20 protein-coding genes are annotated in these 21,327 nt (G+C 70.4%); 8 read left to right on the top strand and 12 right to left on the bottom strand.

Features of this window, described 5'->3' with window-relative positions; all coding sequences use genetic code 11:
* Positions 1–182: 182 nt before the first annotated feature.
* A complete protein-coding gene (locus tag ACWD3I_RS18055; protein WP_365412921.1) occupies positions 183–1,619 on the top strand; it encodes a hypothetical protein in 1,437 nt (478 codons plus the stop codon).
* A 79-nt stretch (positions 1,620–1,698) separates the two neighbouring features.
* On the opposite strand, the gene ACWD3I_RS18050 is transcribed toward ACWD3I_RS18055, so the two are convergent.
* The 3 genes from ACWD3I_RS18050 to ACWD3I_RS18040 form a co-directional block, all read right to left on the bottom strand.
* On the bottom strand, positions 1,699–2,145 hold the full coding sequence (locus ACWD3I_RS18050) for a hypothetical protein (RefSeq protein WP_365413395.1): 447 nt from the start codon (positions 2,143–2,145) through the stop codon (positions 1,699–1,701).
* A gap of 37 nt (positions 2,146–2,182) precedes the next feature.
* Positions 2,183–3,343, bottom strand: coding sequence for a chymotrypsin family serine protease (locus ACWD3I_RS18045; protein WP_365413397.1), 1,161 nt, complete (start codon positions 3,341–3,343; stop codon positions 2,183–2,185).
* A gap of 81 nt (positions 3,344–3,424) precedes the next feature.
* Positions 3,425–3,664, bottom strand: a complete 240-nt coding sequence (locus ACWD3I_RS18040; RefSeq protein ID WP_365413399.1) for a hypothetical protein — start codon at positions 3,662–3,664, stop codon at positions 3,425–3,427.
* 288 nt (positions 3,665–3,952) lie between these two features.
* Between ACWD3I_RS18040 and ACWD3I_RS18035 the strand changes: the two genes are divergently transcribed.
* The 4 genes from ACWD3I_RS18035 to ACWD3I_RS18020 all read left to right on the top strand — a co-directional run bounded on the left by ACWD3I_RS18035 (position 3,953) and on the right by ACWD3I_RS18020 (position 9,210).
* Positions 3,953–5,401 carry an alkaline phosphatase PhoX gene (locus ACWD3I_RS18035; protein WP_365413401.1) on the top strand — a complete coding sequence of 483 codons (1,449 nt, stop codon included), beginning with the start codon at positions 3,953–3,955 and terminating at the stop codon, positions 5,399–5,401.
* Positions 5,402–5,855: 454 nt separating this feature from the next.
* On the top strand, positions 5,856–7,436 hold the full coding sequence (locus ACWD3I_RS18030) for a TROVE domain-containing protein (RefSeq protein ID WP_365413403.1): 1,581 nt from the start codon (positions 5,856–5,858) through the stop codon (positions 7,434–7,436).
* A gap of 108 nt (positions 7,437–7,544) precedes the next feature.
* On the top strand, positions 7,545–8,174 hold the full coding sequence (locus tag ACWD3I_RS18025; protein ID WP_365413409.1) for a GntR family transcriptional regulator: 630 nt from the start codon (positions 7,545–7,547) through the stop codon (positions 8,172–8,174).
* A gap of 19 nt (positions 8,175–8,193) precedes the next feature.
* Complete coding sequence (locus ACWD3I_RS18020; RefSeq protein WP_365413405.1) at positions 8,194–9,210, top strand: 1-aminocyclopropane-1-carboxylate deaminase; 1,017 nt, start codon at positions 8,194–8,196, stop codon at positions 9,208–9,210.
* 88 nt (positions 9,211–9,298) lie between these two features.
* On the opposite strand, the gene ACWD3I_RS18015 is transcribed toward ACWD3I_RS18020, so the two are convergent.
* From ACWD3I_RS18015 to ACWD3I_RS17980, 8 genes are all read right to left on the bottom strand, one after another.
* Entirely contained in the window at positions 9,299–10,483 is a 1,185-nt protein-coding gene (locus ACWD3I_RS18015) for a TerD family protein (protein WP_365413411.1), read from the bottom strand.
* 63 nt (positions 10,484–10,546) lie between these two features.
* Positions 10,547–10,771 carry a hypothetical protein gene (locus tag ACWD3I_RS18010; RefSeq protein WP_365413407.1) on the bottom strand — a complete coding sequence of 75 codons (225 nt, stop codon included), beginning with the start codon at positions 10,769–10,771 and terminating at the stop codon, positions 10,547–10,549.
* Positions 10,772–11,090: 319 nt separating this feature from the next.
* Positions 11,091–12,080, bottom strand: coding sequence for a zinc-dependent alcohol dehydrogenase family protein (locus ACWD3I_RS18005; protein WP_365403771.1), 990 nt, complete (start codon positions 12,078–12,080; stop codon positions 11,091–11,093).
* The gene (locus tag ACWD3I_RS18000; protein WP_451084116.1) at positions 12,077–12,904 is read right to left on the bottom strand and encodes a carbohydrate ABC transporter permease; all 828 of its coding nucleotides are present in this window, start codon (positions 12,902–12,904) and stop codon (positions 12,077–12,079) included. Before ACWD3I_RS18000 ends, ACWD3I_RS18005 begins: the two co-directional genes overlap by 4 nt.
* Before the next feature lie 5 nt (positions 12,905–12,909).
* Positions 12,910–13,848, bottom strand: a complete 939-nt coding sequence (locus ACWD3I_RS17995; RefSeq protein WP_365403765.1) for a carbohydrate ABC transporter permease — start codon at positions 13,846–13,848, stop codon at positions 12,910–12,912.
* Positions 13,845–15,215, bottom strand: coding sequence for an ABC transporter substrate-binding protein (locus ACWD3I_RS17990; RefSeq protein ID WP_365403762.1), 1,371 nt, complete (start codon positions 15,213–15,215; stop codon positions 13,845–13,847). Before ACWD3I_RS17990 ends, ACWD3I_RS17995 begins: the two co-directional genes overlap by 4 nt.
* 77 nt (positions 15,216–15,292) lie before the next feature.
* On the bottom strand, positions 15,293–16,060 hold the full coding sequence (locus ACWD3I_RS17985) for a DeoR/GlpR family DNA-binding transcription regulator (RefSeq protein WP_365403759.1): 768 nt from the start codon (positions 16,058–16,060) through the stop codon (positions 15,293–15,295).
* A 285-nt stretch (positions 16,061–16,345) separates the two neighbouring features.
* On the bottom strand, positions 16,346–17,155 hold the full coding sequence (locus ACWD3I_RS17980) for an NAD-dependent epimerase/dehydratase family protein (protein ID WP_365403756.1): 810 nt from the start codon (positions 17,153–17,155) through the stop codon (positions 16,346–16,348).
* Between the two features lie 167 nt (positions 17,156–17,322).
* On the opposite strand from ACWD3I_RS17980, the gene ACWD3I_RS17975 reads away from it, so the two are divergent.
* Positions 17,323–18,267, top strand: a complete 945-nt coding sequence (locus tag ACWD3I_RS17975) for a 5-dehydro-4-deoxyglucarate dehydratase (protein WP_365403753.1) — start codon at positions 17,323–17,325, stop codon at positions 18,265–18,267.
* Positions 18,264–19,427, top strand: a complete 1,164-nt coding sequence (locus ACWD3I_RS17970; protein ID WP_365403750.1) for a hypothetical protein — start codon at positions 18,264–18,266, stop codon at positions 19,425–19,427. The genes ACWD3I_RS17975 and ACWD3I_RS17970 overlap by 4 nt, the downstream gene beginning before the upstream one ends.
* Here ACWD3I_RS17970 and ACWD3I_RS17965 read toward each other — a convergent pair.
* The gene (locus ACWD3I_RS17965) at positions 19,364–20,578 is read right to left on the bottom strand and encodes an MFS transporter (protein ID WP_365403747.1); all 1,215 of its coding nucleotides are present in this window, start codon (positions 20,576–20,578) and stop codon (positions 19,364–19,366) included. The two genes, ACWD3I_RS17970 and ACWD3I_RS17965, sit on opposite strands and share 64 nt — an antisense overlap.
* Before the next feature lie 141 nt (positions 20,579–20,719).
* Between ACWD3I_RS17965 and ACWD3I_RS17960 the strand changes: the two genes are divergently transcribed.
* Entirely contained in the window at positions 20,720–21,301 is a 582-nt protein-coding gene (locus ACWD3I_RS17960) for a TIGR03086 family metal-binding protein (RefSeq protein WP_365403744.1), read from the top strand.
* Positions 21,302–21,327: the final 26 nt, after the last annotated feature.

Genomic DNA, 21,327 nt, shown 5'->3' with positions numbered 1-21,327 from the left:
GAAATTACAGTGAACACATGTCCAGCAGATTTCTACGCGCGTAATCTCCTGCCTGGTCAGGCCACTTGTCAAGGTTTCGGCCATGTACGCGGCCCGACGGGTAGATGAACCGGGCGGCATGGGTCGAAATCCGTCTAGGCTGAGCGGCTGAGTCGTCACGCCGTCTCTAGGAGAACCAGCCGATGTCAGACAGCTCCCCCTTGCCGCCGGTGCGGCTGCATCCCGAAGCGGAGCTGGCGCGGGACGCGCTGTCCACGCCGTTGCTGTCCCGGGCCGCACGGCTCGCCCGCTGGGCCGGCCCCGATACCCGCGTCGACGCCGGCGGCGAGCTCGTCGAGGAGCAGCTGCCGGCCGCCGCCGAGCTGCTCGGCCTGACCGGGGACGACGCCGCCGCCTGGGCGAGCGAGGCCTGGCGGGTCGCCGTCGACACCGGGCTCGTCGAGATCACCGACGAGGAAGAGGGCACCGTCGCCGCGGGCGAGGAGCTCGCCCTGCTGACCGGCGGCACACCGCACGACGTGCTCGCCGTGTGGCAGACGGCGCTGGAGGCGGTGCTCGCCGACGCGAGCGTGCCGGACCTGGACGACCTGGTCGAGGCGGTGAACCCGGAAGACGGGATCGAGGAGATCGACCTCTCCTCGCTGGACTGGGACCCGGAGGCGGAGGCCGAGTTCCTCGACGGGGTGCTCGGCAATCTGTATCTGCTGACCGTCAACGAGGAAGGGCCCGGCGACGGACCCGTGCCGCTGCCCGCGCTCGCCGCCTCGATGATCGTGCCCAGCGACATGGGGGAGCCCACCAACGACGTCCTGGAGCAGGTCTCCGACGCCATGATGCGCCTCGACGACCAGTTCCGGCTCCTGGAGCCGGTCGGTCTGGTCGAGTACCAGCCCGTCGACGAGGCGCTCATGGCCGACGTCGACGAGGAGCCCGCCGCGCCGGTCGACGACACCGACGTGTCCCGGTACGGCATGGTGCGGCTCACCCCGCTCGGCCTGTACGGGCTGCGGGCGCGGCTGATGGAGGCCGGATTCCCGGCGCCCGCCGTCGGGGACCTCGCCGACAAGGGCGCGGACGCGCTCCTCGACGGCACCGCCCACTTCCCGCCCGCCGCCGCGCAGGCCGAGACCGAGCAGTGGCTGGCGCGGCGCGAACCCCTCGCCGCGGCACGGGAGTTGCTGGCGGCCGCGCGGGGCGCGGACGCCGGGGCGCCGCTGCGCAGGCTGCGGTGCCAGCAGGCGTTGTCGCTGGTGGGCGCCACTGCCGAGCCCGCCCTGCGGGAAGTGCTCGATGACGCGGAGCTCGGAGGTCTGGCCCGGGTCTGGCTGAGCGAGCAGGGCGCTTCCGACGTTCCGCCGCCGCCCGAGTCGATGATCTTCTGGCTGACCGTGGACACGGTTGCCGCGCAGCTCGCGGCCGAAGGCAACTCCGATGAGCTGAGGGCACTGGTCGAGGGGCTCGCACAGCAGCACAGCGGGTTCTTCTCGGCTGCCTGGCGGGTGGATCACCCGGCGACCGCGGATGTGCTGGAGGCGATGGGGCGGCTGCATCCGGACAAGAAGATCGCGAAGGAAGCGCGGAAGGCGGCCTTCAAGGCGCGTTCCCAGCAGGGGAGTTGACACACACGGCTGTGGCGGGGAGGTCGCTGACCTCCCCGCCACAGCACTCGGTCGTTCACCGCTTCAGCGGTTCATTGCCTCAGCAGTGGTACCTCGTCGTGTGCTTGAACGACGACGTCGCCCCGTTGAAGCCGTACGTGCCCCGGTAGGCCGACGGGTTCTGGAACTCGCCGACGAGGGTCATCGTGTGGGCGTGAGAGCCCTGGCCGGTGCGCTTCGCGTCCAGGCGAATCGTTTCGCCCATGAAGCCGCCCGTGATGTCCCAGGGGGCGCCGCTGATGCCGGAGGTGATCTTGCCGCTGGTCACGACGTGCGGGTAGGTGTTGGGGTTGTACTTCACCTCCATGGCGAAGGCCACCGTCCCGTTGTGCAGTTCCAGCTTGGCGGACGTGGAGACCGCGTCGGGGGACGCGTCCTGCGGTGAGGCGAACGCCTCGTCACGCGTCTTGACTTCCGCGCCCTGGGGGTTGTGGAAGCGGTGTTCGGAGCCGGCTTGGCTCTTCTGCCGCTTGGTCTGCGTGGTCATGCTGATTCCCTCTTCCTGTACGGGTGTCGATCGACCGTCAGGCCAGCTGCTCGGCGATCTCCACCCGCAGCAGTGCACGAACGTTCTCGATGTGGTTGGCCACGGTGACGACCGAGGAGCCCGCGAAGAGCAGACCGGTCGCGACGTTGTCGAGGGAGGTCACCAGCGAACCGGAGTCGCCGCCCGCCGAGATGGCCGTCGTCAGGATCTGGTCCTTGAACCTGGCCGTGCCCGCCGTGCCGTAGCCGACGTCGATCGTGGCGTCGGTCGCGATGATCCGGCCGAAGCTGATGTTCGTCGTACGTCCCGTCTTCTTCACCAGGTCGCCGACCGCGACGTTTGCCTTGCGCCGCCAGGCGCGCGGCGTACCGCTGAAGTACTGCTCACGGGTGGCGTCCTGGAACTCCACCGCACCGAGCGCGCAGTCCACGACGTTGTTGTGGCGCTCCACCGGGATCTGCGGCGCGAACTGGATCGGGATGAACCGGTCCAGGGTCGCGATCCGGTCCGCCGGGTCCGTGCCGCCGTCGAACGCCCCGGGCTGCAGGATCGAGCTGCCCAGCTGCGCGCGGTTGGAGTCGGCCAGCACGTGGTTGTTGGAGAGGATGTAGAACTTCGACGGTGTGCCGAGGCCGGGACCCGGCGGGTCCACGGAGGCGCCCGGCAGGAAGTCGTACACCACGCTGCCCAGCGTGCCCGCGGTCACCCGTACGTTGCCGACCGAGATGCCGGAAGGGGACGGGCGCATACGGCGCTTGAGGAGCTGCGGCTCGAACTGCCCGAGACCGCTGAGCTCTTCCAGCAACGGCTGCGAGAGTCCGGCGAGTTGTTCGGCCACGCTGCCGTCGGACCGGTAGGAGGCGCTGCGGTCCTCGGAGCGGCCCGAGGTCCTGCGCTGCTGCTGACGCTGCGCGGCGACATGGCCGACCGCGATCACGTCGGTGGGGGTGCCGTCGTCCATCACCTGCGGGATGACATCCCGCTCGGGAAGCTGGGACTCCGGAACCTTCTGGGTCACGAACACCAGCACGGCTGCCTCGCCCGTGGGCTGTCCGTCGATCCACTTCACGCCGTGGCCGAAGCCTACGACGTTGGCCAGCGGCGACTGCGGCCGCAGGAAGTCTGAATTCGCTTGCTGGCGGGAGCTGTCACTCAGCTGACCACCAGTCGGTCCTCGCATCATTTCGGGCTGGCTCACGCCAGGCCACCTCTTCAGTCTTCTGCTCTGGGTTCCTTACGGGCCGCGGCGCGGTGACTCAGCGCACAGGGCTCACAAGGCTCACAAGTCCTCTCCCTGAGCGCTCACTTCACCGATCGCGAGCACGCGCACCGGTACGCCGTCGAGCTCGTCCGGAACCACGTCTTCTTGAAGGAGCCGGTCACGGGGCACTTTCCGGGTGACGAAGACGATGATCACGTCCTGTCCCGAGTGCTCGTCCCTCCCGGTGCCGACTCCACTCACATGGGCCGGCTTCATGAGCCGGCCCTCATGGAGGCGACTCACCCGCTTCGCGTCCATCGGGCTCGCCTCCCCTTCGGGTGGTGTGCTCTTCCGGTCTATGTCCCGGGGCTTCGAGAGTCAAGGCATTCTGAAATGAATCACGAATTTCATTACGATTCGCCCCTGTTGACCTTCATTACGAAGATTATTCCGCCCATCGGCTCGAACAGAGGCGGTCTGGCGGATTCACGGAAGCGGGGCCCTCGCAGCCGCCCCCTGTTCAACTGCCGTTCAGACGTGGGCGGGACGGTGGCGCCGACCCGAGGTCCCCCACCCTCCAGACCACCCACCGTCACAGGAGACACCATGTCGCTCACCCGCAGGGACTTCGCCACGAAATCCGCGCTCACCGGTGCCGGGGTCGCGCTGGCCGGCAGCGTCGGCGCCCTCGCCACCGCGCCCAACGCGCTCGCGGCCACCGACATCGAGAGCCAGGGAGCGGAGGCCGCGGGCGGCCACGGCGGTGTCGGCTACGGGCCGCTGATCCCCGACCCCGACGGCATCCTCGCGCTGCCCGCCGGATTCAAGTACCGCGTCATCACCTACAGCGGGAAGACCACGCTGGAGTCCGGCGAGATCACGCCCTCCAACCACGACGGCACGGCCGCCTTCCCGGGCCCCCGCGGCACCACCCTCCTCGTCAACAACCACGAGCTGAAGGGCCCGCGCGCCAACTGGAAGTACCCCGTGCCGCTCACCGAGGGCCTGGTCTACGACCCCGCCGCGTCCGGCGGCTGCACCGTCGTCGAGGTACGCCCCGACGGACAGGTCGCCGAGTGGGTCGGCATCGCCGGCACCTCCACCAACTGCGCGGGCGGCAGCACCCCTTGGGGCACCTGGCTCACCTGCGAGGAGAACTCCGACAAGGCCGGCACCAACGGCATGACCAAGGACCACGGCTACGTCTTCGAGGTCGACCCCGGCGACCGCCGGGCCAACAAGAACCCCAAGCCGCTCAAGTTCTTCGGCCGTTACGACCACGAGGCCGTCGTCATCGACCCCAAGCGCGGCCACGCCTACCTCACCGAGGACGCCGCGAGCCCCAACGGCCTCCTCTTCCGCTGGACCCCGCCGAAGGGCTTCGCGTACGGCCGCGGAAAGTTCCGTGCCCTCGCCGACGACGCCGGTGTCCTCCAGGCGCCCAAGTGCTACGACTCCGGCGGCAAGTTCGTCGACGACCTCTCCCGCGCCACGAAGATCGGCACGGTCTACGGTGTCGACTGGATCGACGTCCCCGACCGCGACGCGAAGACCGTCCCCGTCCGCAAGCAGTTCGCCGACGGCGAGATCACCCGCGCCCGCAAGCTGGAGGGCATGTGGTGGGGCGACGGCGGCACCTACATCGTCTCCTCGTACGCCCGTGACGAGAGCCCCGTCCAGCACGACGGCCAGGTCTGGTTCTACGACCCCAAGCGCCGCACGCTGACGTTGAAGGTCCTCCTCGGCGTCAACCCCGACCCCTCCAAGGACGGCGCCTTCGACGGCCCCGACAACATCACCGTCTCCCCCTACGGCGGCCTCGTCATCGCCGAGGACGGCGAGGGCGTCCAGCATCTGTTCGGCGCCACCGACAGCGGCCGCACCTACCCCATCGCCCGCAACGAACTCAACATCGGCACCGAAGAGGAGCCCGAGTACAGCGAGTTCACCGGTGTCACCTTCTCGCCCAACGGCCGAACCCTGTACGCCAACATTCAGACACCCGGAATCATGCTCGCCATCACCGGTCCCTGGAAGCGCCAGAAGCGCGGGTAATTAATTCGCTCGCCCGTTCCGCGGCCGCCCTCCTACAGTGATGAACGTCCAGGTGCGAAGGCAGGACCTACTTCCACTGATAATGGGGCGGCCGCGGGTTCGAGTCCCGCCACCGGTACAACGCGCCGGTGTAGCTCAGGGGTTAGAGCACCTAATGTCGGTTCCGCCGACCTGAACTCTGGACACCACAACTTCATGCACCTCCCGGTGCGAACCATTTTGATCTCGGGGAGGCGCAGCTCAAGGTGGGTGCCCGGTGCGCAGGCAGCGGATACTTCGGGAACTGGTGGGGGCGAGTCCCTCGTGCGGGTTCGAATCCCGTCATCGGCCCAGGGCCGGTGTGGCGGAACGGAAGACGCGCCAGTTATGAGCAACCGCAGTCGACTTCGACCTCGGACCCCCTCCTTTTGCTGTGCCTCCCTCCGAAACGGCAATGAATTCGGGGGAATTCACCATGGCGCGATTCAACAAGAAGGCGGCACGAGCTCAGCCCACCTCGCGTGTCACCTCCACCGGACGAGTACTCCGGTCGTACGAGGGCGGCCGCGGCCACGAGCGGGACGCGCGCTCCGAGCTCTTTCTGCTGGCGATCGCCAACTTCGTCTCGCAGCAGACCTTCTACGAGTCCGGCGCCGACCGCGACGACCGTTTCGCGCGCCTCGTCCGGCAGCTCGCCGTCGAGGACCCCGCGTGGACGGCCGGCCTGCTCGGCTGGCTGCGCGGCGAGGGCAACCTCCGTACGGCCTCGATCGTGGGCGCCGCCGAGTACGTGAAGGCACGTCTGGACGCGGGCATCACCGACGGACCGGCCAACCGGCAGGTCATCGCCTCGGTGCTGCGGCGCCCGGACGAGCCCGGCGAGCTGCTCGGGTACTGGACGGCGACGTACGGCCGCGCCGTGCCCAAGCCCGTCAAGCGCGGTGTCGCCGACGCCGTACAGCGCCTCTACAGCGGCAAGTCGCTGCTGAAGTACGACACCGCGTCCAAGGGCTACCGCTTCGGCGACATCCTCAACCTGGTGCACGCGGCGCCCGACGCGGACAAGCCGTGGCAGGGCGAGCTGTTCCGGTACGCGCTCGACCGCCGGCACAACCCGGACACGGCCGTGCCGCCCGCGTCGGACACCGTGCTGACCGCGCACCGCGAGCTGATGGCGCTGCCGGTCGGGCAGCGGCGTGCGGTCGTCACGTCCGAGGGCGGCGCCGAGCGGCTCGCGGCGGCCGGGATGACGTGGGAGGCGCTGGCCGGATGGCTCCAGGGCCCGATGGACAAGGCGGCCTGGGAGGCCGTGATCCCGTCCATGGGTGCCATGGCGCTGGTCCGCAACCTGCGGAACTTCGACCAGGCCGGAGTCTCGGACGAGGTCGCGGCCCAGGTCGCGGCGCGCATCAGCGACCCGGCCGAGGTCGCGCGGTCGCGGCAGTTCCCCTTCCGGTACCTGGCCGCGTACCAGCACGCGCCCTCGCTGCGCTGGTCGTACCCGCTGGAGCAGGCGCTCGGCCACTCGCTGGTCAATGTGCCCGCGCTGCCCGGCCGGACGCTGGTCCTGGTGGACCGTTCGGGCTCGATGTGGGCGCGGCTGTCGGACCGCTCGCAGCTCAACCGGGCCGACGCGGCGGCGATCTTCGGTACGGCGCTGGCGCTGCGGGCCGAGCAGGCGGACCTCGTCGAGTTCGGGACCACGAGCCGGAACCTGGCGTACGGCAAGGGTGAGTCGGTGCTGAAGATCCTGGGGCGATTCGGCGATCTGGGCGGCACCGACACCACCTCGGCGGTCCGTGCGCACTACCGGGGGCAGGACCGGGTGCTGATCGTCACCGACGAGCAGTACGCGTTCAACCGGCACGGTGACCCGACCCAGCAGGTCCCCGCACATGTGCCGGTCTACACCTGGAACCTCGCCGGCTACCGCGCGGGCCACGGTCCGTCGGGCAAGGCGAACCGGCACACGTTCGGTGGCCTCTCGGACGCGGCCTTCCGGATGGTTCCGCTGCTGGAGAGCGCTCGGGACGCCGACTGGCCGTGGGCCGTCTGAGCGGTGACAAGCGTGGCCCGCACTTTCATGGGGAGTGCGGGCCACACCCTTGTTCGCACTCTTGTCCGCCTCGTGGATTGACATCTAACATTTCAGTTCGTGGAAGCCATACCGCGCACCTTGCTCAGGGACCGTGCCTACGAAGCCATCCGGGACGCCATCGTCGCCGGTGAGCTCGCACCCGGCGCGGCGGTGCGGGACGCCGATCTCGCGGAGCGGCTCGGGCTGTCCCGGGCGCCGGTGCGGGAGGCGTTCTCGCGGCTCGTCGACGAGGGGCTGCTGGAGAGCAAGCCGCAGAGCTATACGCGGGTGACCCCGCTGATGGCCGGGGAGGTGCGGGACGCCGCGTCGGTGGTGGGTGCCATGCACGAACTCGTCACCCGGGTCGCCGTGCCCCGGCTCTTCGCCGCGGACGTCGAGACGATGCGCGCGGCCAACGAGCGGTTCGCGGCGGCCGTCGCCGCGGGCGACGTGGACAGCGCCCTCCAGGCCGACGACGAACTCCACGACGTCCTCGTCCGAGTCAGCGGCAACCGCGCCGCGGCCGCCACCGCCGCGCGCTACACCCCGCTCATCCGCCGGCTGGAGCGACGGCGCTTCGGCGAGGGCGGTACCTGCCGTTCCGCCGGGCTGCACGAGCGGCTCATCGAGGCCTGCGCGGCCGGTGACGTGGACGAGGCGGTCCGGGTCACGGCCGAGATCTGGCGTGGCCTCGCCGAACTCGCCGACAGCGACTGAACCCGTCCCGGGAGGACCCATGTCCCTTTCCTCGTACGACCGTTACCCGCTCCTCTTCGGACCGTCGCCGGTGCACCGGTTGGAGCGGCTCACGGCGCAGCTCGGCGGTGCGGCGATCTGGGCCAAGCGCGAGGACTGCAACTCCGGGGTGGCGTACGGCGGGAACAAGACCCGCAAGCTGGAGTATCTGATCGCCGACGCCCTCGCCCAGGGCTGCGACACGCTGGTCTCGATCGGTGGGGTGCAGTCCAACCACACCCGTCAGGTCGCGGCCTGTGCCGCCCGCGCGGGGCTCAAGTGCGTGCTGGTCCAGGAGAGTTGGGTGGACTGGCCGGACGCCGTGTACGACAAGGTCGGCAACATCCTGATCAGCCGGCTCGCCGGGGCCGATGTGCGGCTGGTGAAGGCCGGGTTCGGGATCGGGTTCAAGGAGAGCTGGGAGCAGGCGCTCAGGGAGGTCGAGGAGTCGGGCGGCAAGCCGTACGCCATCCCCGCCGGCGCCTCCGACCATCCGCTCGGCGGCCTCGGATTCGCCGGGTGGGCGTACGAAGTCGCCGAGCAGGAACGGGAGTCGGGGGTCTTCTTCGACACGGTGGTGGTGTGCTCGGTGACCGGGTCCACCCAGGCCGGCATGGTCGCCGGGTTCGCCGCCCTGGAGGAGGCGGGCGGACGGCCGCGCCGGGTGCTCGGCATCGACGCGTCCGCGAAGCCCGCCGCCACCCGTGAGCAGATCGCCCGGATCGCCCACGGCACCGGACAACTCATCGGGGTGAAGCGGGAGTTGACCGAGGCGGACATCGAGCTGGACGACCGGTACCACGCGGGCGTCTACGGCATCCCCGACGAGACCACCCTCGCGGCGATGCGGCTCGCCGCGCGTACCGAGGGGATGGTCACCGACCCGGTGTACGAGGGGAAGTCCATGGCCGGCCTCGTCGATCTCGTGGAGCGCGGGGAGATCGGGCGGGACTCCACCGTCCTGTACGCCCACTTGGGCGGGCAGCCGGCGCTGAACGCCTACAGCGCGCTCTTCTGAGCCGCGACGGGCTTCGGCGGACCGGATCAGCGGACCGGATCGGCGGTCGGGTCCGGCCGGGGGAGGACGCCGGCCGGACCCGTGACGGCTACAGGGCCTGAGCGGCCGGCTTCACCATTCCGCGCACCGTGCGGGACTTCACGAAGTCGCCCATCGCCGTCATCTCCCACTCGCCGGAGAACTGGCGGATCAGCTTGGCCATCATCACGCCGGTCTGGGCCTCGGCGCCGGTGAGGTCGAAGCGGACGAGCTCCTCGCCGGTCGTGGCGTCCAGCAGCCGGCAGTAGGCCTTGGCGACCTCGGTGAACTTCTGCCCGGAGAAGGAGTTGACCGTGAAGACCAGTCCGCTGACCTCCTGCGGCAGCCGCCCGAGGTCGACGGTGATGACCTCGTCGTCGCCGCCGCCCTCGCCGGTGAGGTTGTCGCCGGAGTGGCGGATGGCGCCGCCCACGATCTGGAGCTTGCCGAAGTAGCAGCTGTCGACATGGTTGCGCTGCGGGCCGTACGCGATGACCGAGGCGTCCAGGTCGATGTCCTTGCCGCGGTACGCCGGCTCCCAGCCGAGGCCCATCTTGACCGAGGAGAGCAGGGGGCGGCCGTCCTTGACGAGGGACACCGTCTGGTTCTTCTGGAGGCTGACACGGCCCTTGTCGAGGTTGATCTTCCCCGCTCCCGGGGCGTGCGCGGGCGGCGGCGGGGTCGCCGGAGTGGTCATCGGCGGGGCGGGCGGGGTGACGGGGGTGACGGGGGCGGCCGGCTGGGGCGGAGCCACGGGGGCCGGTTCCTCCACGCTCACGCCGAAGTCGGTGGCGATGCCGGCCAGGCCGTTGGAGTAGCCCTGGCCCACCGCGCGTGCCTTCCACGCGCCGTTGCGCAGGTAGATCTCCACGACCACCAGCGCCGTCTCGGCACCGAGCTGCGGGGGTGTGAAGGTGGCCAGGACGGCGTTGTCGTCGGCGCTGCGGATCGTCGCCGTCGGTTCGACGCCCTGGAAGGTCTGGCCGGCCGCGTCCGGGCTGGCGGTGACGACGATCTTCTCGATGCCGGGCGGGAGCGCGGCGGTGTCGACGACGATCGCGTCCGGGGCTGCGCCACCGCCGGAGCGGTACGTCACGCCCGGGCCGTTGGGCTGGTTGTAGAAGATGAAGTCGTCGTCCGAGCGCACCTTGCCGTCGGCGGTGAGCAGCAGGCCCGATACGTCGAGCCGCACCGGGGCGGCGACGTCCACCGTCACGCGCGCGGTGGAGAGAGGGATGTTCGAGCCGGGGGTCATAGCTGTCATGACCGGTGAACGATCGAGCCCGCTTTACCGTTCCCTTACCTGCGACCGATCGGCTCAGTGGCGGTTTCTGGGGTGGTTGCGGGCGGTGCGTTCATTGCCGCGCTTGTAGTTTCCGGTCCAGCGGGCCATGACGAGCTGGGGGTCGGAGGAGGACTCGACCTCGGCGAGGAACTGGGCGGCTCTCGGGCCGTGGAGGGTGGTGGCGGGGCGGTTGTGGTGGGTGATGTGGACGGTTCCGTCGGCGTGGGCCTCGTAGTGGAATCCCTGGGGTCTTGGCATGCGGGGATGGTAGGGGCTCGGTGTGGGCAGCCCCCAACGGTTTTCGCCCCCGCCGCCCCTACCCGTCCCATCCCTGGGGGCTGCCGCCCCCAGACCCCGCTGTCGGCCCTGAACGGGCCCGTCCTCAGACGCCGGACGGGCTGAAGGATGCGGTTGCCCGGCGGGTGGGGGCGGGGCGGCGGAGGGGCTGAGGTGAATTCAGCCTCTCCGGCGTGTGAGGAACGGAGGTCCAGGGGGCAGCGGCCCCTGGGAGCGGGGTCGAAGGGGCGGCAGTCCCTGGGGATGGGAACGGGTAGGGCGGCGGGGGCGAGGAAAGCCCCTACGGCACGACCACGATCTTCCTGCCCACACCCGCCGCGAACTGGTCCAGTGCCTCCGGGTACCGGTCCAGCGGGATGCGGTCGCTGATGAAGATCTCGGGGTCGAGGACGCCGTTCGCGAAGAGTTCCGCCGCCCGTTCGAAGCTGTGCAGGACCGCCATCGAGCCCGTGATGGTGATCTCCTGGTTGTAGATGCGGTACGGGTCGATCGTCACGCGCGTCGCGTAGTCGGCCACGCCGAACTGGAGGAACGTGCCCGCCTTCGCCACCCGCTCCAGCCCGTCCTGGATCGCCGCCGCGTTGCCCGTCGCGTCGACGACCACGTCCCAGCCCTGAGGGCGCTCGAGCTCGTCCGCGTTCGCCGCCGAGGACGAGACGCCCAGCCGGCGGGCCGTCTCCAGGCGGGACGGGTTCAGATCCACCACGTCCACACTCGCCGCACCCGTCCGCTTCGCCAGCTCCAGCATCATCAGCCCCATGGTCCCGGAGCCGTAGATCAGGACGTGGGCGCCCAGCCGGGACCGCAGGACGTCGTAGCCGCGTACCGCGCACGACAGCGGTTCCACCAGGGCCGCGTCCTGCGTGCGGACGTGCTCGGGGAGCCGTACGCAGTTCGCCACCGGCGCCACCGCGTACTGAGCCGCGCCGCCGGCCGTGGTCACACCGATCGCGGCCCAGCGTTCGCAGAGGTTGTTGTGGCCCGTACGGCAGTAGCGGCACTCGTAGCAGTACAGGGACGGGTCCACCGCCACCCGGTCGCCCACCGACAGTTCCGTCACCTGCCGGCCGACCCCCACCACCTCGCCCGCGAACTCGTGCCCCGGCACGATCGGCAGCTTCGGCGCGAACTCGCCCTGAAGGATGTGCAGGTCGGTGCCGCACAGACCGCACGCGGCGACCTCGACGACGACCTCGCGCGGACCCGGCGTCGGGTCCGGGACCTCGGCGACGACGGCACGGCCCACGGACTCGATGACGGCGGCCTTCATTTCACGGCTCCCAACGACAGACCCTGGACCAGCTTGTCCTGGGCGGCGAACCCCGCGGCGAGCACCGGCAGGGAGATGACGAGCGACGCGGCGCACACCTTCGCCAGGAACAGGCCCTGGCTGGTGATGAAGCCGGTCAGGAAGACGGGGGCGGTCTCCGCCACCACGCCGGTCAGGACCCTCGCGAACAGCAGCTCGTTCCAGCTGAAGATGAAGCAGATCAGCGCTGTCGCGGCGATTCCCGGGAGGGCGATCGGGGCCACCACGCGCGCCAGGATCGTCGGGAGCCGCGCCCCGTCCACCCGGGCCGCCTCGATGATCGCCACCGGCACCTCGGCCAGGAACGACTGCATCATCCACACCGCGATCGGCAGGTTCATGGAGGTGTAGAGGATGACCAGCAGCCAGATGTTGTCGAGCATGTCCGTGTTCTTGGCGAACAGGTAGATGGGCAGCAGACCCGCCACCACCGGCAGCATCTTCGTCGACAGGAAGAAGAACAGGACGTCCGTCCACTTCTTCACCGGGCGGATCGACAGCGCGTACGCCGCCGGCAGTGCCAGGAGCAGGACGAAGGCCGTCGACGCCAGCGATGCCACCGTCGAGTTGATCAGCGAGGGCCAGGGGCTCGCGCCGCCGCCCGTGCCGAAGAACTCGCGGTAGCCGTCCAGGGTGAGGGCCGCTCCGAAGGAGGGGGGATTCGTCGCCGCGTCCGCCTCCGAGTGGAAGGACGTCAGCCCCATCCACGCGATGGGGAGGAAGAACACCACTCCCAGGAACCAGGCCAGCAGGCCCAGGCCAACGCCCTTACGGCGTACGGTCATTGCACTCATGCCCGACCCGCCTCCTCACGGAACAGGGACGACACCACGCGCAGGGCGAAGGTCGCGATGATGATCGAGCCGATGACCACCAGGACGCCCGCGGCCGAGGCGAGGCCGTTCTCGTGGGCCTGGTAGAAGCTCTGGTAGACGGTGTAGGGAAGATTTGCCGTGCCCAGGCCGCCTGATGTGATCGTGAAGACCGCGTCGAAGTTCTGGACGATGTAGATCGAGCCCAGCAGGGCGCCGAGTTCGAGGTAGCGGCGCAGGTGCGGGAGGGTCAGGTAGCGGAACATCTGCCACTCGCTGGCGCCGTCCACCTTCGCCGCCTCCATCTGCTGCTGGTCGCGGCTCTGCAGGCCGGCCAGCAGGATCAGCATCATGAACGGCGTCCACTGCCAGACGAGAGAAGCCTCGACGGCGAGCAGCGGGGTGTTGGAGATCCAGTCGGGCTGTGGGCCGCCCACGTAGTGCAACAGCCCATTGAGCAGACCGTATTCAGGGTTGTAGAGCACATGCTTCCAGAGCAGTGCCGCGGCCACGGGGACCACCAGGAAGGGGGCGATGAGGAGGGTGCGGACCACGCCGCGGCCCCGGAACTTCCGGTCGAGGAGCAGTGCCAGGGCCAGGCCGAGCACCAGGCTGACCAGCACCACGGCGACCGTCAACAGGACCGTCGTCCACACCGAGCGGCGCAGGGCCTCGTCGGTCAGGACCTGCTGGTAGTTGTCGATGCCCGTGAAGTGCCGGGCCTTCGGGTACAGGGCGTTCCAGTCGAAGAACGAGATCACCAGCGTGGCCACGAACGGCAGCTGGGTGACCACGATCATGAAGATCAGGGCGGGCAGGAGCGGGGCCCGGGTGGCCCAGTTGCGCAGACGGGCCGACGGTGGGCGGGCGGCGCGTACGGGAGGTGCGGCCACGGGGGCCGTCGTTGTCGCTGTCATCGTCCCTCGTACTCCTCGGAGATCTTCTCGGCGAGCCGCTGGGACTTCTCCAGCGCCGACTCGACGGACTGGCGTCCGGCGATGGCCGCGCTGATCTCCTGGGAGACCTTGGTGCCGAGATCGGTGAACTCGGGGATGCCGACGAACTGGATGCCGGGCGCGGGGCGCGGCTGCACCCCCGGGTCATTGGGCCGCGCGCCTTCGATGGCCTCCTTGGTCATCTCCTGGAAGGCGGCGGCCTCCTTGACGTACGCCGGATTCGTGTACGTCGACGCGCGTTTGCCGGCCGGGACGTTGGACCAGCCGATCTGGTCGCCGACCAGTTGTTCGTACTGCTTGCCGGAGGCCCAGGACACGAACTTCCAGGCCTTGTCGGGGTTGCGGGAGGCGTCCTGGATGCCCCAGGCCCAGGTGTAGAGCCAGCCGGAGGACTTCGTCTCCTCGACGGGGGCGGGGGCGTAGCCGACCTTGCCCTTGACGGGGGAGTCGTTCGCCTCCAGGGAACCGGCGGCGCTCGTGGCGTCATACCACATGGCGACCTTGCCCTGGGTCATGTTGTTCAGGCACTCGGCGAAGCCGGACTGGGGTGCGCCCGACTCACCGTGCTCGCGGACGAGGTCGACATAGAACTTGGTCGCCTTCTCCCACTCGGGGGAGTCGAGCCGGGCCTTCCAGTTCTGGTCGAACCAGGTGCCGCCGAAGGTGTTCACGACGGTCGTCAGGGGCGCCATCACCTCGCCCCAGCCCGGCAGTCCGCGCAGACAGATGCCCTTCATGCCGGACTCGGCGCCGTCCACCTTCGCGGCCAGGTCGGCCACCTGGGTCCAGGTGGGGTGGGCCGGCATCGTCAGGCCCGCCTTCGCGAAGACGTCCTTGCGGTACATCAGGAAGGAGGACTCGCCGTAGAAGGGCTGGCCGTAGAGCTTGCCGTCGTCGCCGGTCAGGGACTGGCGCATGGGCTTGAGGACGTCCTGCTCGTCGTACGCCGGGTCCTTGGCGACGTAGGAGTCCATCTCGTGCAGCCAGCCGTTGCGGGCGTAGATCGGGATCTCGTAGTTGGAGAGGGTGGCCACGTCGTACTGGCCCGCCTGGTTGGCGAAGTCCTGGCTGATCTTGTCGCGGACGTCGTTCTCGGGCAGGACGGTGAAGTTGACCTTGATGCCGGTCTCTTCGGTGAAGCGGGGGGCGAGTTTCTGCAACTCGGTCATCTGGGGGTTGTTGACCATGAGGACGTTGATCGAGTCGCCGCCCGCCCCCGCCCCGCCGGCTCCGACCCAGCAGCCGGAGAGCAGCGGGGTGAGCAGCGTCCCTGCGGCGGCCAGGGCGAGCGTGGCTCGCGGTGGCCGTCGTCGGCTCTGGGTTCGCATGGATCGCTCCTGGACTTATGGGGAGATAAAGGGCGCAGCAAGGTATGGCGTGCCGCATTGAGTGGTGAGTTGGTTTTTCAGACGCGGATGACCTGGGGCCCGAGCAGTGAGTAGCGGTGGGCCTCGGACGTGGGGAGCAGAGTGCTCGTGACGATCGTCTCCAGCGCGCCGATCTCCGCGAACCGGCAGAAGCTGACCGCCCCGAACTTGGTGTGGACGCCCGCGAACACCGTGCGGCGCGCGGCTCGGATCGCCTGCGCCTTGACCTCGCTGACCGCCGGGTCGGGGGTGGTGAGGCCGTGTTCGCGGGAGATGCCGTTGGCGCCGATGTAGGCGAGGTCGAGGACGAAGCCGGCGAGCATCTTCGTCGTCCAGTGGTCGACGGTGGCCAGGGTGCCGGGCCGGACCCGGCCGCCCAGCAGCAGCACGGAGGTGTTCTCCGCCTCGGCGAGGGCGCCCGCGACCGGGAGGGACGCGGTGACCACGGTCAGGGGGCGGTCCCGGGGGAGGGCCTCGGCGATGAGCTGAGGGGTGAAGCCCTCGTCGACGAAGACCGTCTCGGCGTCCCCGAGCAGTTCGGCCGCGGCGGTGGCGATGCGGCGTTTCTCGGGGACGTGGCTGGTGGCCCGGAAGGCGAGCGTGGTCTCGAAGCCGGCGCTCTCCACGGGGTAGGCGCCGCCGTGGGTGCGGCGGACCAGGCCGTGGTCCTCCAGGGCGCGGAGGTCTCGGCGGACGGTTTCCTTTGCCACGCCGAGCTGGGTGGCGAGTGTGTTGACGTCCACGGCGCCTGTGGTGCGGGCGGCATGGACGATTTCCCGCTGGCGTTCTTCCGCGGTTCTGGTCATTCGGTCACCCGCCTTCCTGTCGTGCTGCCCGTTCGGGCCGTATGCAGGAAGTTGTACAGCGGGGACGGGGTGGTGACCAGGTCTGTTACGAGGGGGATGCTGACCGGATGTGCCCGTTCGGGCAGGGTGCGCCCATGAGCTCGGAGGTGGCGGCTGTGTGGCGGCCGCGGGTTTGTTGTGGCTGGTCGCGCAGTTCCCCGCGCCCCTGGACGTGGCGCTGCGCGCCACGATCCACGGCGCCCGTCATGCCCGTATCGATCGGCTGGCCGGTCCGTTCCGTGACCGTCAGTACGGCCAGATCGGCGGGTCGCTCACGAAGTGGCCGCCGAGGTGGGCGTGGGCGATGTTCTCCGGGTCCAGTTCGCCCTGCTCGGCGATGATCTTCTCGGCGTACTGCTCGGAGTCGTCCTGGGGGTCGTAGCCGATCGCCCGGGCCGTGCTGAGGTCCCACCACAGGCGGGTGTTGGCGGAGGAGCCGTAGACGACGGTGTGCTGGACGTCCTCGGCGGTCAGGGCCGCGTGGAAGAGGCGCGCGCCGTCGGCCGGGCTCATCCACACCGACAGCATGCGGACGCTGCTGGGCTCGGGGAAGCAGGAGCCGATGCGTACCGACACGGTCTCCAGGGCGTGCTTGTCCCAGTAGAGCTGGGCGAGGTCCTCGCCGAAGGACTTGGACAGGCCGTAGAAGGTGTCCGGGCGGTGCGGGGTGTCGATCGGGATCAGGGGGGCGTCGCCCTGCGGGCGGGGGGTGAAGCCCACCGCATGGTTGGAGGAGGCGAAGACGATCCTCGGTACGCCCTCCTCGCGGGCGGCCTCGTACAGGTTGTAGGTGCCCTCGATGTTCGCCTTGAGGATCTTGTCGAAGGAGGCTTCCAGGGAGATGCCCGCAAGGTGGATGATCGCGTCGACGCCCCGGACGGCCTCCCGCACGGCGGCCTTGTCGGCGAGGTCCGCGACGATCGCGTCGGGTTCGCCCTCGACGGGGAGCAGGTCGAGGAGGCGCAGCTCGTAGCCGTACCCGGGAAGCAGGTCCCGCATCAGGGTGCCGAGCCCGCCGGCGGCGCCGGTGAGCAGAACGGTGCGGGGCGCTGGCATCCTCGGTTCTCCTTGGGTCGATGGCCGTAAGACTGCTCGGTATTCACATTCGTGGACAAGTTAAGGATCATCGCTGCGCCTCGTCAAGGGTGGTGCTGTGCATGTTCAGAAATGTAAACTCTGATCAGAATCCCGCACGCCTCTGTTTCTCGTTCTAGGGAGAGCCCGTGACGACTGCCGACCTCGCCACCCGACTCGGCATCCCCAGCGGGCCGCTGTTCTTCCCCGTCACCGCCTACGCGCCCGACGGCTCGGTCGACCTCGACGTCTACCGCGCGCATGTGCGCCGCGGGGTGGAGGCCGGGGCCGCCGCCGTCTTCGCGTGCTGCGGCACCGGGGAGTTCCACGCGCTGACGCCCGAGGAGTTCGAGGCGTGCGTGCAGGCGGCCGTGGAGGAGACGGCGGGACGTGTGCCGGTCGTCGCGGGCGCCGGGTACGGCACCGCGCTCGCCGTGCGGTACGCGAAGCTTGCGGAGGCGGCCGGCGCGGACGGACTGCTCGCGCTGCCGCCGTACCTCGTGATCGCCGGGCAGGAGGGCCTGCTGCGGCACTACAAGGAGATCGCGGCGGCCACCGCGCTGCCCGTCGTCGTCTACCAGCGCGACAACGCCGTGTTCACGCCGCCGACCGTCGTCGAACTGGCCCGCACCGAAGGGATCGTCGGCCTCAAGGACGGGCTCGGCGACCTCGACCTCGTCCAGCGGATCGTCAGCGCAGTACGCACCGAGGTCCCCGGCGACTTCCTCTACTTCAACGGCCTGCCGACCGCCGAACAGACCCAGCTCGCCTACCGCGCGGTCGGCGTCCCGCTCTACTCCTCCGCCGTGTTCTGCTTCGCCCCCGAGATCGCCCTCGCCTTCCACGGGGCGCTGGAATCGGGTGACTCCGGGACGGTCAACCGTCTGCTGGACGGCTTCTACCGCCCGTTCGTCGAGCTGCGCGCCCAGGGCCGCGGTTACGCCGTCGCCCTGGTCAAGGCCGGTGTACGGCTGCGCGGGCTCGATGTGGGGGAGGTGCGGCCGCCGCTGCACGAGCCGACCGAGGATCATGTGAAGCAGCTCGCCCAGATCATCGAGCGTGGATACGCGCTGCTGGAGGAGGACACCAAGTGAAGGCGTCGACATTCGTCTACCCCTGGGACGTCAACGGGGACCCGGAGGCCGCCGCGCGCATCGCCTCCCTCGGTGTGCGGCAGGTGACGCTCGCCTCCGCGTACCACTCCACGCGCGCGTTGACGCCCCGCCACCCGCGCCACCGCATCGTCACCGCCGAGCACGCGTCCGTGCTCTATCCCACCGACGACCGCTGGCGGGGACGGGAGCTGAGCCCGTACCCGGCCGGCGACTGGGCGCCCGGCGACGCGTTCGGCGAGGCGGCCGCCGCGCTGACGCGGGCCGGTCTGGAGGTGCACACCTGGGTGGTCCTCGCCCACAACTCCCGCCTGGGCGCGGAACACCCGGACACCTCGGTCGTCAACGCCTACGGCGACCGCTACCCGTGGGCCCCCTGTATCGCCCGGCCTGCCACCCGCGCATACCTCGTCGACCTGGCCGCCGAGGCCGCGGTGCGCCCGGGCGCGCGCGGCACCGAACTGGAGTCCCTCGGCTGGTACGGCCTCCAGCATCTGCACGCCCACGACAAGACCGGCGGGGTCGGCCTCGGGGACGCCGGGATGTATCTGATGGCGCTCTGCTTCTGCGCGGTCTGCCGGGAGGGCTACGCCGCCCAGGGCCTGGACGCCGACGAACTGGCCGCCGCGGTACGGGACGCGCTGGAGCCGCTGTGGCAGGGGGCGCCGGACGACCGGGACTGGGCCGGTGTCGAGAAGCTCCTCGGCGCCTCGGTGGCGGCGGCCACGCGCGCGTGGCGCGACGAGACCGCCCGCACGCTCCAGGAGGCGGCGGTCGGCGCGGTGCGCGCGGCCGCTCCCGACGGTTTCCAGATCCTGCTGCACGCCGACCCGGTGACGTATCACGTCGGCGCCAACCCCGGCGTGGACCCCGCGCACATCCTCTCCGTCGCGGACGGCGTGGTCGTGCCGTGCGCGGGCGGACCGGGCCTGCTGACGCCGTTCGCCGAGCAGGGCCGGACGGACGCGGTGATCGCCGCCAACTTCGGCGTGGTCTCCGGGATGGGGGGCAGCCCCAGCACGCTCGCGAAGGACGCGGTACGCGCGCGGGAGCTGGGCGCCACGGAGATGCGGCTCTATCACGCGGGGTTGGCGTCGGACGGGGATCTGGAGCTGGTGCGCGCGGCGCTCGCCGGCCTCTGAGCCAGCGGTACCGCCGTCAGCAGCCACAGCCCGCCCAGGACGACCAACAGCGGCTTCTGGTCGACCAGTTCGACCAGGACCGCCCCCGCGGCCAGCCCGAGGACGTTCGGTGCGAACACCAGGGTGTTGGCCGTGGCGACCGTGCGGCCCAGCAGCGCGTCCGGTGTCTCGCGCTGTACGGCGGTGAGCGCGGCGATCAGCACACAGGGCAGCCCCACCCCGCTCGCCGCGCTGCACGCGAGGGCCACCGGATCGGACGGGACGGCCCGCAGCCCCGTCGCGACGGCCGTCAGGGCGATGCCGTACGCCGCGAACCGGCGGGCGCCGAGAAGCCGCAGGGCGGGGCCCGAGAGCAGCCCGACCACCACGGAACCGGCGCCCTGGACGGCGTAGAGGACACCGGCGTACGCGGGGGAGTGCCCGAGGTCGTCGATGACGGCGTAGAGCATCGCACCGGTCAGGCCGGCGAAGAGCATGGTGGTGCCGCCGGCCAGGACGAGAGGGCGCAGAAGCGGGTGGGCCCGCAGGTGGCGGACGGCCTCGGCGGCCGGGGTGCGCCGGGACGGCCCCGGCCTGCTCTCCCGGACGCGGAGGGTGCCGTACAGGACCGAGGCGATGACGAAGGTGCCGGCGTCGAGGAGGGCGACGGCCGGGCCGCCGTACGCGGTGTAGAGTCCCGCGCCCGCCAGCGGGGCCACGAGTTTCATGCCCTCCGTGATCGCCGTCCGCAGCCCGTTGAACTCACCGAGCAGGGCCGGGTCGACGGCGGCGGCGACCAGGGCGGACTCGGCCGCGTCATGGACGACGCCTGCCGCGCCGTAGACGAAGAGGACCGTGTAGACAAGCCAGAGGCCGTCGGCGGAATCGACGGTGAGGAGGGTGGGCAGCAGGGCGGCCAGGAGCAGGTTCGCGCCGATCAGCAGCGGTCTGCGCCGCACGCGGTCGACGAGGGTGCCCAGGAGCGGGCCGAGCAGCGTCGGCGTCCACATGGCGAGCGGGCACAGCGCGGCGAGGCCGTCCGAGCCGGTGAGGTCCTTGACCCAGACGCCCGAGGCCAGCCAGAGCGCGGAGCTGCCGAAGCCGGAGACGACGACGGCGGTGAGGTAGAGCCCGGCGTCGCGGTCGCGCAGGACGGTTCGGAGAGGTGCCATGCCTGCTGATCGTGGGACTAAGGAGGGGGTGCGGGGATCGGGCAGGTGCCCTGGAAGGAGACGTGTTTCCACAGACAGCGATGAGTTCCGGGAGTCCCGTCGGTCTACCTCCCGAAGGGCACCCATCCCGGAGGAGCGCGCATGACTCTCGACCTCGGCCCCCAGACCCGCACCCTGGCACGCCTCGCCCAGGCCGTCCGGGACGAGCAGCTGGCGGACCCGACCCCCTGTCCGGACATGGCGGTCCGCAATCTGCTGGGCCACCTGCTGGGCCTGAGCGTCGCCTTCCGCGACGCCGCCCGCAAGGACCTCGGCCCCACGACGAACACCGACCCCACCGCCGCCGTACCGGACGTCGGCCCCGGCTGGCGCGAGGAGCTGCCGAAGGTCCTCGACGAACTCGCCGACGCCTGGCGCGAACCGTCCGCCTGGACCGGCATGACCCGCGCGGGCGGCGTCGACCTGCCCGGCGAGGTGGCGGGAGCGGTCGCGATCGACGAACTGGTCGTCCACGGCTGGGACCTGGCCCGCGCCACCGGCCTCCCGTACGACCCGGACCCCGTCGCGCTCCAGGTGTCGTACGAGTTCCTGCTCGCGGCCGCCAAGGAGGACGACCGGGGCGGTGGCATCTTCGGTCCCGTGGTCCCCGTGCCGGACGGCGACCCGCTGCTCGACCGGGCCGTCGGGCTGAGCGGGCGGAATCCGGGATGGCAGCGGCCTTGACCGAGCGGCCTTGACCGAGCGGCCTT

The organism is Streptomyces sp. NPDC002817 (assembly GCF_053592055.1).
This window is presented reverse-complemented; position numbering and strand designations above follow the sequence as displayed.